The organism is Longimicrobium sp., from assembly GCF_036387355.1.
Lineage (GTDB): Bacteria > Gemmatimonadota > Gemmatimonadetes > Longimicrobiales > Longimicrobiaceae > Longimicrobium.
On record NZ_DASVTX010000012.1, the window covers coordinates 1 to 12,515 of the forward strand.

The 12,515-nt window shown below is 72.1% G+C and carries 7 protein-coding genes and 1 rRNA gene; 4 read left to right on the forward strand and 4 right to left on the reverse strand.

From position 1 onward, the window contains the following. The 3 genes from rrf to VF665_RS00690 all read left to right on the forward strand — a co-directional run. Positions 1–82, forward strand: a 5S ribosomal RNA gene (rrf, locus tag VF665_RS26070); the annotation flags it as partial. Between the two features lie 272 nt (positions 83–354). Then, positions 355–1,191 (forward strand): HipA family kinase, encoded by an 837-nt coding sequence (locus VF665_RS00685; protein WP_331051470.1) that lies wholly within the window; start codon positions 355–357, stop codon positions 1,189–1,191. After that, positions 1,188–1,595: a DUF3037 domain-containing protein gene (locus VF665_RS00690; RefSeq protein ID WP_331051471.1), complete on the forward strand. Its 408-nt coding sequence runs from the start codon at positions 1,188–1,190 to the stop codon at positions 1,593–1,595. The genes VF665_RS00685 and VF665_RS00690 overlap by 4 nt, the downstream gene beginning before the upstream one ends. 104 nt (positions 1,596–1,699) lie before the next feature. On the opposite strand, the gene VF665_RS00695 is transcribed toward VF665_RS00690, so the two are convergent. From VF665_RS00695 to VF665_RS00710, 4 genes are all read right to left on the reverse strand, one after another. Further along, positions 1,700–2,611: a HAMP domain-containing sensor histidine kinase gene (locus VF665_RS00695; protein WP_331051472.1), complete on the reverse strand. Its 912-nt coding sequence runs from the start codon at positions 2,609–2,611 to the stop codon at positions 1,700–1,702. Between the two features lie 15 nt (positions 2,612–2,626). Continuing rightward, positions 2,627–3,253: a response regulator gene (locus VF665_RS00700; protein ID WP_331051473.1), complete on the reverse strand. Its 627-nt coding sequence runs from the start codon at positions 3,251–3,253 to the stop codon at positions 2,627–2,629. A gap of 223 nt (positions 3,254–3,476) precedes the next feature. Continuing rightward, the gene (locus tag VF665_RS00705; RefSeq protein ID WP_331051474.1) at positions 3,477–5,189 is read right to left on the reverse strand and encodes an ATP-binding protein; all 1,713 of its coding nucleotides are present in this window, start codon (positions 5,187–5,189) and stop codon (positions 3,477–3,479) included. Continuing rightward, a complete protein-coding gene (locus tag VF665_RS00710) occupies positions 5,186–11,542 on the reverse strand; it encodes a PAS domain S-box protein (protein ID WP_331051475.1) in 6,357 nt (2,118 codons plus the stop codon). The genes VF665_RS00705 and VF665_RS00710 overlap by 4 nt, the downstream gene beginning before the upstream one ends. Before the next feature lie 468 nt (positions 11,543–12,010). Between VF665_RS00710 and VF665_RS00715 the strand changes: the two genes are divergently transcribed. Beyond that, a partial coding sequence (locus tag VF665_RS00715) for a hypothetical protein (RefSeq protein ID WP_331051476.1) occupies positions 12,011–12,515 on the forward strand: 505 nt, incomplete at its 3' end.

A 12,515-nucleotide genomic window follows, 5' to 3' on the forward strand; every position in this document is an offset into this window, starting at 1 on the left:
CATCCCGAACTCGGAAGTGAAAACCCGCTGCGCGGATGGTACTGCCGGGGCCACCCGGTGGGAGAGTACGGCGCCGCCGGCCTTACATTCAGAACCGCCCGTCCCGAGCATCCGTGCTCGGGGCGGGCGTTTCTGCGTTTGTAGACCGGCGGCGGTAAGCCTCTCCATTGTCCGCTGAGCAGTGCCCGGTACCAAGTGCCCAGTGCCCAGTGCTCTCTGCAGTTCCTCCGTGACCTCCGTGAGAGACGTGGTTGACGGGCCTTTATCGTCAGCGAGTTCATCGTTGTTGGTGATCCGGCCGTGCGATATGTTGTCTGGCCGCGGGTGGTGCTTCTCTGTAATCCCCAAGCTGCAATGACAGAGCTTCCGGTATACACGGCCACGCGCTACGTGCAGCCGCTGCGGGAAGGAGGGACGCTCCCCGCGGTGGTGGATACGCACGGGGGCGGGCTGTTCGTCGCCAAGTTCCGCGGCGCGGGGCAGGGCGCCAAGGCGCTCGTCGCCGAACTGCTCGTGGGGATGCTGGCGCGGGCGGCACGGCTGCCCGTCCCTGAGCTGGCGATGATCGAGGTTCTGCCCGAGTTCGGGCGCGGGGAGCCGGACCCGGAGATCCAGGACCTGCTCAAGGCCAGCGTGGGGCTGAACGTGGGGCTGCGCTATTTGGACGGCGCCTTCAACTTTCAGCCTTCCGTCGCTGGCGACCTGGTGGACCCGGAGCTCGCCGCGCGCATCGTGTGGCTGGACGCGTTCACCACGAACCCCGACCGCACCGCCCGCAATCCCAACCTGCTGATCTGGGAGCGCCGGCCCTGGCTCATCGACCACGGCGCGGCGCTGTACGCGCAGCACAACTGGCGCTCGGTGGACGAGGCGCGCACCCGCACGGCGTTCCCCCTCATCCGCGACCACGTGCTGCTGGCGGGGAGCGGTGATCTGCAGGCCGCGGACGCGGAAATGTCCGCCGCGCTGTTGCCGGAGGTGATGGAGGAGATCGTGGCGGCGCTGCCGGACGCGTTGCTGGAAGATCCCGCGATCGTGCAGGACTTCGCCACGCCCGCCGAGGCGCGGGAGCGGTACCTGCGCTACCTGACGGAGCGGATCCGCGCGCCGCGGGCGTTCGTGGACGAGGCGGCGAATGCGCGCGAGGCCCGCCGCCGCGAGCCGCCCCCGCGCCTCAGCAGCCGCCGATGAGCAGCACGGCCGCGCCGGCGTGGACCGCGTACAGCTTTGCCGTCCTCAAGGTGGTTCCGCACCCGCATCTGGCCGTGGGCGTCCCCGTGGGCGTGCTTCTGCACGCACGCACCAAGGACTTTCTCGGCATCCGCCTGGTGACCGAGCCCGGGCGGTTGGCGGCGCTGCTGGACGTGGCGGACCTGGAGCTGCTGGCGCGCTACCTGGAAGGGATCCGCGCCATCTGCGAAGGTGTCGCCGATGCCGGGCCGGTGGCGCTCGCCCCGCCGTCTGAGCGGTTCCACTGGCTCACGGCGCCTCGCTCGGACGTCATCCAGAGTGGGCCGGTACACGCGGGGCTGTGCATGGAGCCGGCCGAGGCGCTGGACGAGCTGTTCGCCGTCCACGTCGCCGCCGGCGCCTGACCATCACCGTCCGTCATCGGAAGAAACGCCCGGCCCCGTCATCGACAGAAAACGCCCCGGTCCACGTGTGTGGATCGGGGCGTTCTAGCGTGCATCCATCCGGCTCAGTTCGCGGCGGCCATGCGGGCGGGGGCGGTGGCCGTGGGAAGGCGGATGCAGAAGCGGGCGCCGCCGCCGGGCGCAGCTTCCATCCACGCATCCCCCCCGTGCCCGCGGGCCACGGCGCGGACGATGGCGAGCCCCAGCCCGCCGCGCCTGTCCGGTGCGCCCGGGGTCGCCAGCGCGGCGAACGGGCGCCAGATGCGGGCGTGGAGCTGCGCGTGCACCCCCGGCCCCTGGTCGGTGATGCGGACGAGCGCGTGCCCGCCCTCCTGCGCCGCGTCCACGGTCACCTGGTCGCCCGCGGTGCCGTGCTGCAGCGCATTCTCGATCAGGTTGTCCAGCGCCAGGCGCAGCGCGTCCGCGTCGGCCTGCACCATCAATCCGCCGGGCGGGTCGGCCGTGAGCGTCATTCCCCTGGCCCGGCTGGCCTCCAGTGCATCCGCCACGGCGTCCTCCACCAGCGCACCCAGGTCCACCGGGCGGGGCAGGAGGGGGAGGCCGGGGCGCGACAGGCTGGCGTAGGCCACCACGTTCTCCACCACGCGGGCCAGACGGCGCGTGGAGGACTCGATTTCCAGCACGGCCCGCTCCTGGTCGTCCGCGCCCGTCACGCGTCCGCTGGCGAGCATTTCCGCGTTCATGCGCACGTGGGCCAGCGGGGTGCGCAGGGTATGCGCGAGCCCGGCGGCGATGGCGCGGCGGACGCGCTCGTCCTCACGCTCCACGCGGCGCTGCAGCAGCGCGGCGGCGCCCAGCCCCACGGCGGCGGCCAGCAGCGTCAGCGGCGCGGCCCAGCGCGGAAGGGCCGCGCCGGCGAGCACCAGCACGGTCGCGGCGGCACCCGCCATCCCCGCGGCGCCGGCGAGGGTTGACGACCCCAGCCGTCCGCCGTAGCCGCGGCGCGCGACCTTCATCTCCCCCGCAACCACTCAGCCCTGCCCGTACAGCACGGCGCCCACCGCGGCGCGGGTGGACACGCCCAGCTTTCCCAGCACCTGCTCCACGTGGTTGCGCGCCGTGAAGTAGCTCACGGAAAGCTGCTTGGCGATTTCGGCGTTGCTGTAGCCCTCGCCCAGCAGGCGGGTGACGGCGATCTGCCGCGCGGTGAGGCCGAAGCGCTCGCGCAGCGCCTCGTCGTCCATGGCCGCGGCGCGGGGCGCCTCGGCCGCCGCGGCGGCCACGGGGGCCGGCTTGTTGGCGCGGCGCAGCAGGGCCGAGATGCGCGCCAGAAGCTCCATCACGCTGAACGGCTTGGTGACGTAGTCGTCCGCGCCCAGCCGAAAGCCCTGCAGCTTGTCGGCTTCCAGGCTGCGCGCGGACAGGATGAGCACCGGGCAGGTGCTTCCGCGGGTCCGCAGGTCCTGCAGAACGGTGTATCCGTCCCGGTCCGGAAGTCCCAGGTCCAGAACGATCAGGTCCGGGTGGTCGCTGGTGGCCAGCGCGAGGGCGTGGGCCCCCTTCATGGCCAGCGACACTTCGTAGCCGTCCATCTCCAAATTGCGCTGCAGCCCTTCGGCGAGGTCGGGGCTGTCCTCGACGAGCAGGATCCGGTGCATGGCTCAGTGGCTTGCGGGTGGGCGCCGGTGCGGCGCGGTTGGCTGCGGGGCGAAGCTACCCGCCGGCGCGGGCGCCGGCATGGGTAGCGTGACCCATCGGGAACGGACATCGGGAGTGCGGGGAGGGCAGGGGACAGTGCCTGGTGCCCAGTGCCCAGTACGAAAGTACGAAAGTGGGCGCTCCGGGCGGGTCCGTGATGGGCCGCCCGAGAGTACAATGGCGTCAGCCGTCGATCTCTACCTCGATGCGCGCCGGCTCGGCCGACGTGCGCTCCATCACCAGATAGCCCTCACTGTCGGGCGAAGGCGACGGGCTGGCGGCCGCGGCGCGGGGGGCGGGGAGGGTGAAGTGCACTGTGGTGCCCACGTCCAGCTCTGATTCCACCCACATCCGTCCCCCGTGCGCCGCCACCAGGGCACTGGCGATGGAGAGGCCGAGGCCCGCGCCGCGGCGGTCCGCCGGGTCCGCCTGCCAGAACGCGCCGAACAGGTGCGGCAGGTGCTCCGCCGGAATGCCCGGGCCGGTGTCGATCACCGACACGCGCACCATCCCTTCCGCCGGCTCCGTGCGCACGGTGATGCTGCCGCCGGACGGGGTGAACTTGATGGCGTTCCCCACCAGGTTGGAGAGCACCTGGATGACGCGCACCGAGTCGGCGTGCACCCGAAGCTCCTCGTCGCACTCCATCCGCAGCTCCAGCCCGCGCCCCGCGGCCAGGGGGCGCAGCATGGCCTCCGCCTGCTCCAGCAGGTCCATGGCGAACAGGTCGGCGGTCTGCAGCGGCGCGTCCGTCGCCTCCAATCGGCCCACGTCCAGCAGGTCCTCCACCAGGCGGTGCACCTGCGTGGCGGAGGCCTGGATTCCGGCCAGCGTCTCGCGGGCGTACGCGGGGGAGCGCGGCGGCATGAGGTGCAGCGCCATCTCCGCGCCCATGGCGATGCTCGCCAGCGGGTTGCGCAGGTCGTGCGCGACGATGGACAGAATGCGTTCCCGCGCTTCGGTGGCGCGGCGCGCGTCGGCAAAGAGGCGCGCGTTCTCCAGCGCCAGCGCGGCGCGGCCGGCCAGCTCCTCCGCCAGCGCCTGGTCCTCGCGCAGGTAGCGGCGCTCGGGGCTGAAGGAGATCATGGTGAGCGCGCCGATCACGCGGCCGCCAGCGCGCAGCGGGGTGGAGACCAGCGACTGCGGTTCCACGCCCATGAAGGCCAGCCCCGTCTCGCCGAACTGCGCGGGAAGGCGCGGCAGCGTGAGCGTGCGCGCCCGGCCCAGCAGCGGCGCCAGCGGCGAGCCGCTGCCGGCGAAGGAGCGGAGGCGCGCTTCGGCGGCGGGATCCGCGTGCGCGATGGCGCGAACCGTGGTCCCGTCCCCCTCGCCCAGCTCGATGACGCACAGCTCCGCCATGCGCGGGACGAGGATGCGGGCGAGCTGCTCCAGCGCCGTGGCGCTGTCCAGCGAGGCGCCCAGCGCGCGGCTCGCCTCGGAAAGCAGGGTGGCGCGCAGGGCGGCGGACTCGGCCGCGACCCGCGCCTCGCGCTGGGCCAGGTACAGGCGCCGCGTTTCCAGCAGGTTCTGCACGCGCAGCAGCACCTCGCCCACGTCGAACGGCTTGGTGAGAAAGTCGCGTGCGCCCTCGCCCAGCGCGCGGTCGCGCGCCTCGGAGGTGATGTCGGCCGTGAGCACCAGCACGGGGCGGTAGTCGCCCTCCGGCGTCATCCCGCGCAGCTCGCGCAGCACCTCGAAGCCGCTCATCCGCGGCATGTGCAGGTCCAGCAGCACCAGGTCCGGCACGTGCTCGCGCGCCATCTCCACCGCCTGCAGCGGGTCCTGCGTGCGCAGCAGGGTGCCCACCCCCGCGCCGCCCAGGATGGCCTCCAGCAGGTCCAGGTTGGCCGGCTCGTCATCCACCAGCAGCAGCGTGGGCACGGCGTCGGCGGTCATGCGCCCTCCCGGGTGGCAAGAAAGCGTTCCACGGTTTCCAAGAACTCGTCCACGTCGATGGGCTTGCTGAGGTAGGCGTCGGCGCCCAGCGCGCGCAGCCGCTCCGCGGTGGCGCGGGTGGCGTCGGCGCTGATGACCACGATGGGGATGTCCGCCGTCCGGCGGTCGGCGCGCAGGCGCCGCAGCACCTCCTCGCCCGGGATGTCGGGAAGGTGCAGGTCCAGCAGCACCAGGTCCGGCCGGTGCTCGCGCGCCAGCTCCACCCCGATCTGCCCCTGCAGCGCGGGAAGGGTGCGCCAGCCCGGGCGGCTGAGCAGAATGGTTTCCACCAGGCTCAGGTTGGCCAGGTTGTCTTCCACGTACAGCAGCGTGGCCGTGCCGTGCCCCGGCGCAATCACGCGCGGCCCGGCGCCTTCCGGCCCTTCCAGCACCTCCAGCGGATCGGTGGCGCCGCCCAGCTCCACGCGGAACACGCTCCCTTCCGTGCCGGAGCGCTCCAGCGTCAGCGCGCCGCCCATCGCCTCCGTGAGTCGCTGCGACAGGGCGAGGCCCAGCCCCGTGCCCTCCACCCCGGTGCCTTCCGCGCCCAGACGGGCGAAGGGGGTAAAGAGCTGGTCCGCGTTTTCTTCGGGAATGCCGCGCCCCTCGTCCAGCACGCGGATCACCAGGCGCCCGTCGTCGCCCGGCTCGCACCACAGGCGCACCCGGCCGCCGGGACGGTTGTACTTGATGGCGTTGCTCAGCAGGTTCAGCAGCACCTGCGCGAGCCGCTGCCGGTCTGCCCGCACAAAGGCGTTCTCCGGTGCGGGCCCGTGCTCCAGCGTGACCCCCCACTGCGCCGCCATGGGCCGCACCAGCCCCAGCGCCTCCTCGATCATGGGCTGCACGCGCACCGGCTCCAGCGACAGGTTGTGCCGCCCGGCCTCGATGCGCGCGATCTCCAGCACCTCGTTGATCAGGTTGAGCAGGTGCCGCCCGGCCTTGAGGATGTGCTGGACCGACTTCTGGTCGTTGGGCGCCAGATCCGCCCGCCCCAGCAGCTGCGCAAAGCCCAGGATGCTGTTCATGGGCGTGCGCAGCTCGTGGCTCATGCGGCTCAGGAACTCGCTCTTGGCGCGGTTGGCCCGCTCCGCCGCCTCCGTGGCCGCGCGCAGCGCTTCTTCCGTGCGCCGCCGCTCGGTGACGTCGCGGGAGATGACGACGATCCCCTCGTCCACCGAATCGGGGAGCAGGGTGCGGCCGATGCTTTCCAGCACCCGCCAGCTGCCGTCGGCGTGGCGGAAGCGGAACTGCACCGAGTGGCTGGTGCCGGGCTCGCCGGCCATGCGCGCCAGCGCGTCCGCGGCTTCGGCCACGTCGTCCGGGTGCATGAAGGCGAAGGGCGATCCCCCCAGCACGTCCGCCTGCGTGTAGCCCAGCAGCCGCATGATGGACGGGCTCTGGTACAGGTACGTCCCCTCCGCGCTGAGCACCGTGATGAGGTCCGACGCGTTTTCCGTCAGCGCGCGGAAGTGCTCCTCGCTCTTGCGCAGCGCCTCGGCGGCCTCGTGGCGCTCGGTGACGTCGCGCACGTTGGCCACGATGGTGGGGTTTCCATCCCCTGTCTCCAGCATGCGGCCGAACGCCTCCAGGTGGCGCCAGCGCCCCTGCTTGTCGCGGAAGCGGTACTCCGCGTTCCCCGTGAGCCCCGGCTCGGCCAGCACGCGCACGAGCTCCACGGCCACGCCGGCCTGGTCGTCCTGGTGCATGTAGGCAAAGGCGTTCTTGCCCGTGAGCTCCTCCGGCGTCCATCCCAGGATGCGCTCGATGGGGGGGCTCAGGTACACCATGGTGCCGTTGGCGTCCAGGATGAGGACGATGTCCTGCGCGTTCTCGATGAGCGCGCGGAAGTGCTCCTCGTTGCGCCGCAGCGCCTCCTCGGCCCGGGTGCGGTCGGTGACGTCGCGGGCGTTGGCCACCATGCGGTAGTCGCCCTCGGGGGTCACGATGATGCGCGCCGTGGTCTCGAGCACCATGTACTCGCCGTCGCGCCGGCGGAAGCGGTAGCGCATGGTCTGCGGGCGGGACGGATCCAGCAGCAGCTCCTGCATGCGCTCGTGCACGGCGTGGACGTCGTCCGGGTGCACGAAGTCGGCGGCCACGGTGCCCTCCAGCTCGTCGGGCGTCCATCCCAGCACCACCTCGGCGGCGGGGCTGGCGTACAGCACGGCGCCGGTGACCGCGTCGTTGATGGTGGCCACGTCGGAGGAGTTTTCGATGAGCGTGCGGAAGTGCTCCTCGCTCTCCTTGAGCGCCCGCTGCACGGCGCGCCGCTCGGTGACGTCGCGCGAGTTGACGACGATGCCCTCCGCCGCGCTGTGCTCGCTGAGCGTGCGGCCCACCGACTCCAGGTAGTGCAGCGTGCCGTCCTTGGCGCGGTAGCGGTACTCCACCGTCACGGCCAGCCCCGGCGTGGCCAGCACCCGGCCGATGGCGGCGCGCACGGTGGGGATGTCGTCGGCGTGGATGTTGTCGGCGATGCTGCGGCCCACCCGCTCCTCGGGGGTAAAGCCCAGCAGCCGCGTCATGGCGTCGTTCTCGTACCGGACTTCGCCCTCGGGGCTCAGCAGGGTGATGATGTCGTACGTGTTGGCCACCATCCGCCGGAAGCGCTCTTCGCTGGCCTCCAGCGCGCGCTGGGCCTGCTTGGCGTCGGTGACGTCGCGGATGACGGTGATGAAGGTGCCGTCGGGCACGGGAACGACGCGCGCCTCGTAGTCGCCCATCCCCGCCGGGGTGGGGAGCTGGTACTCGAACGCGGCCAGCTGCCCCGTGGCGGCGGCGCGCTCCAGTGCTTCGGTGGTGGCGTCGGCCACGGGGGGAAGCACCTCCTGCATGCGCTTCCACATGAACACTTCCGGCGGCACGGCCAGCTTGTTGTGCGAGCCGGCGCGGTAGTCCAGGATGGTGCCGTCCGCGCCCAGGCGAAAGAACAGGTCCGGGAGCGCGCGAAAGATGCCTTCCACCTCGCGGGTGCGCTCCAGCAGCGCCTCCTTGGCGGCCTCGTGCTCCGCCACCTCCTCCTCCAGCGCCTCGTTGGCGGCGGCCAGTTCCCCCGTGCGCTCGGCGACGCGCAGCTCCAGCTCCTCGTTGGTGCGCTCCAGCTCCGCCTCGTACCTCTTGCGGTCGCGGATGTCGCGGCCGGTGGCCAGCAGGCGGTCTACCCCGTTGATGGTGACGCGGCGCAGCTGCACCTCCGACCAGACGGCGTGCCCCTCCGCGTGGCGGGCCTTCCACTCAAAGCGCTGCGGCTCGCCGTCGATGGCGCGCTGAATGTATTCGAAGGCGTTCGCCACCGTGAACGGCTCCTCGCCCCACGACAGCCCGGCGACGCCGATCTCCTTCGTTTCCTCCTCCGTGTAGCCGTACATCTCGCACGCGGCCTGGTTGACCTCCAGAAAGGCCCCGGTGTCCAGGTCGTGCACCCAGATGGCTTCGGACGAGCTGTGAAAGATGGTGCGGTAGCTCTGCTCCGACTGCCGCATGGCGCGCTCGGCCGCCTTGCGCTCGCGCGCGTCGCGCACCAGCGCCAGCAGCCGCTCCTCGCCGCGGATGGTGACGCGCTGCAGGCCGACCTCCACCCACATCTCCTCGCCCGTCTGGGGCTGGATGGTCATCCACTCGAAGCGCTGCGGCACCCCCTCGCCCGCCTTGCGCAGGTGCTCCGCCGCGCGCTCCTGCGTGAACGGCGGCGGGCCGTTGGCGATGACGGTGAGCCCGCTGGCGCGCAGCTCCTCCAGCGTGACCCCGCCCAGCTCGCAGGCGCGGGCGTTGGCGTCCAGCACGCGCCCGGTGGCCAGGTCGTGCACGAAGATGGCGTCGTTGCTGCTTTCAAAGATGGCGCGGTAGCTCTCCTCGCTGGCCCGCAGCGCCTGCTCGGCCCGCTTGCGCTCGCCGATGTTGCGCGACACGGCCAGCAGGCGGTCGGTGCCCCCCAGGTTGACGCACTTGACGATGACGTCGGCCCAGACTTCTTCGCCCGTGCGGTGGTGGTACAGCATCCACTCGAAGCTGAGCGTTTCGCCGGCGATGGCGCGCTCCGACATCCGCTGCGCGTCCTGCGGGGTGTACGGCGGAGGCCCGTTCCAGATGATGGCGGGGCCGTTGGCGCGCAGTTCGTCCAGCGTGGCGCCGGTGATTTCGCAGGCGTTGGGGTTGGCGTCCAGGATCATCCCCGTCTCGATGTCCTGGATGAGCATGGCGTCCTGCGCGCTCTCAAAGATGGCGCGGTAGCTGGCCTCGCTGGCCCGCAGCGCCCGCTCGGCCTGCTTGCGGTCGCCGATGTCGCGCACCACGGCCATCACCCGGTCCGCGCCGTTCAGCACCACGCGCTGCAGGCTCACCTCGCCCCACACCTCGGCGCCGGTGTGCCGGTGAATGCTCATCCACTCAAAGCGCTGCGGCTCGCCCGCCATGGCGCGGGCGGTCGTTTCCAGCGCCGCTTCCGGGGTAAAGGGCGCGGGGCCGTTCCACAGGATGGCCGCCGGGTTCTCGCGCAGTTCATCCCGCGTGGCCGACACCAGCTCGCACGCACGGTCGTTGGCGTCCACCATGGCGCCGGTGGCCGGGTCGGTGATGAAGATGGCGTCGTTGCTGGTCTGGAAGATCGTGCGGTAGCTTTCCTCCGAGGCGCGCAGGGCCTGCTCGGCCTCGGTGCGCCCGGTGATGTCCTGGCAGGCGCCCACCAGCCCCGTCACCGCGCCCTGCGCGTCCGTCACCGCCTCGCCCACGGTGCGCAGGACGCGCACGGCGCCGTCCGGCCGCACGATGCGCTCTTCCATGTCGAACGTGCCGCCGTCGCCCACCGCCCCCAGCACGGTGGTGGCCACGCGCTCGCGGTCGTCCTCGTGCACCCGGGCCAGGTAGTTCTCAAAGGTGGGATCGAACGTGCCCGGCTCCGTGCCGAAGATGCGGAACAGCTCGTCGCTCCACGTCACCCGGTCCGCGGCGGCGTCCCACTGCCAGCTCCCCAGGTGCACCATCTCCTGCGTCTGCGCCAGCTGGCGCTCGCGGGCGTGCAGCGCGTCCGCGGCCCGCCGCTCCTCCGTCACATCCTCGTGCACGAGGACGACCTCGCGCAGGCCGCCGTCCGGGTCGCGGATGGGGAACACGGAGGCGCGGATCCACCGCGGCCACTGCACGCCGGGGTCGGCGTGCGGGCCGGCGAGCGAGGCGGGCACCTGCACGGGGTCGATCTGCACCGCCTCGCCGGCAAACGCGCGGCGCAGCGCCTCGCGGATGGGCTCCAGCACCGGGGTGTCCAGCAGGTTCATCCCCGCCAGGTCCTCCAGCCGCCGTCCCCACAGCCGCGTGTAGGCCGTGTTGACGCGCAGGGTGGAGCCGTCGGGCGCGCACACCTGCACGCTGTCGGGGAACTGCTCGAACAGCTCGCGAAAGCGGGTTTCGGAGGCGCGGATGGCCTGCTCGGCCAGCACGCGGTCGTGGATGTCGATGGAGGTGCCCACCAGCTGCAGGGGCCGCCCGTCCGCGGCGTAGGCGGCGCGGCCGCGGGCGGCCAGCCAGCGCACCTGGCCGTCGGGGCGCACGATGCGGTAGGGGATGTCCAGCGGCTCGGCGTTGCGGATCACCTGCGCGCAGGCATCCACCACCATCTGCCGGTCGTCCGGGTGCAGAAAGGCCAGGAAGCCCGCCTCGTCCGTGGGGCCTTCCCCCGGCGCCACGCCGTGCAGGCGGCACTGCTCCGCGGACCAGGTGATGCGGTTGGTAAGCAGGTCCTGATCCCAGCTCCCCAGCCGCGCAATCTTTTCCACCTCCCCCACGTACTCGTTGCGCATGCGGAGCTGCTCCTCCGCCGACGCGCGGGCGGCGCGCTCCCGCGCCAGGCCGGCGCGCTCGGCGATGGCGGCGGCAAAGGCGCCCTCCGCGTCGGTCCACGGCCGGTCGGCGCCGCGCTCCAGCCGAACGAAGCCGGCCAGGGCCCCCCCGCTCCACACCCCCGCGTCCAGCGCGTCCGTTCCGTCGCCGCCGTCCGCCGCGAGCCGCGCCAGCCGGTCCGTGGCCCAGCGCCGCTCCGTGAGCGCGGAGGTGCCCGGCCAGGCGCCGCGCGCCTCTGCGCCCTCGTCCCACGCCTGCGTGTCGGCGTGGTAGCGCGCGGCGCAGCGGAGCGTTTCGCCCTCGTCCGCGAACAGCCAGAGCGCGGCGGTGCGCGCGCCGGCGGCGGTGGCCGCGGCGTGCAGAAGGTGGCGTACTTCCTCCGCGAACGAGGAAGACGGGGCGCGTCGGGCAAGCTCCAGAAGAACGGCGTCCAGCGGCGTCTCGGAGGTGGCCGGGGCGGAGGAACGGATGGACTGCATGGCCGGGTACGGAGAGGGTCCAGCGGGGCGGGACGGGGTGGACGCGCGACGGATGGCGTCCGGGACGGAAAAGTAGGCGTGCGGGGGCGGATGTACAAGTGGTGGTGGGAGATAAGTGCGGAGTGCGGAGTAGGGAATAAGGGAAGTACGAAAGTACGAGAGTACGAAAGTACGAGAGTACCGGCGGGTCGTGCGGCGCGGTGCCTCCGCTCCTGGGGACTTGGCACTGAGCACTTGGCACTTCAAGTTCTCCGCACTCCGCACTCCGCACTCCGCACTCCGCACTCAGCACTCCGCACTCAGCACTCCGCACTCCGCACTCCGCACTCAGCATTTTCCCCTTGGGGTGCAATTTACCCACGCGTGCTTCAGGGCGGGGTGACAGCTTATCCGCGTCCGGCAGGCGCCGGCGGCGCTCCGGCGCTTTTGACCGACTGAAATCCGCTTCTTTCGCTGAGGAGTTCTCCCATGCGTGGTCTGTCCCGCACTCTCGTTTTCTCCGCCGCCGCCCTCGCTCTCACCGCGGGCGACGCGCACGGACAGCTGGGCGGCATCGCCCGCCGCGCCGCCGGCCGCGTCGTGGGCGGTGCAGCCGCGCAGGCAGCGCAGCCCGCTGCCGCGCCGGCCGCGGCCTCCCGCGCGCCGCGCTTTGACGATGAGACGCTGGAGATCACGACGGACGTGGTGAACCGCTTCGTGCTCGCGCTGAACACCGAGGCCACGGAGCGGCAGAAGCTCGCCGCCGAGCGCGCCGCGGCGGGCTCCATGCGCGCCGAGGTGGAGCGCTACGAGCGCTGCACCGCCCGTGCGGCGGACCAGCGCCAGGACCAGAACGCCGCCCTGAGCGCCAACGACGACCAGCTCGCCATGCGGATGACGCAGGCCATTCTGCGCAACGACACCGCCGCGTACCGCCGCATGACGGACTCGCTGGTGGCCGCGCAGGCGCGCAACTCGGACAGCAGCGTGTGCG

Bases quoted from the DNA above. Each gene is read 5' to 3' on its own strand.
- VF665_RS00710 (WP_331051475.1), bottom strand. From the start codon at position 11,542: ATGCAGTCCATCCGTTCCTCCGCCCCGGCCACCTCCGAGACGCCGCTG.
- VF665_RS00700 (WP_331051473.1), bottom strand. From the start codon at position 3,253: ATGCACCGGATCCTGCTCGTCGAGGACAGCCCCGACCTCGCCGAAGGG.
- VF665_RS00690 (WP_331051471.1), top strand. From the start codon at position 1,188: ATGAGCAGCACGGCCGCGCCGGCGTGGACCGCGTACAGCTTTGCCGTC.
- VF665_RS00685 (WP_331051470.1), top strand. From the start codon at position 355: ATGACAGAGCTTCCGGTATACACGGCCACGCGCTACGTGCAGCCGCTG.
- VF665_RS00705 (WP_331051474.1), bottom strand. From the start codon at position 5,189: ATGACCGCCGACGCCGTGCCCACGCTGCTGCTGGTGGATGACGAGCCG.
- VF665_RS00695 (WP_331051472.1), bottom strand. From the start codon at position 2,611: ATGAAGGTCGCGCGCCGCGGCTACGGCGGACGGCTGGGGTCGTCAACC.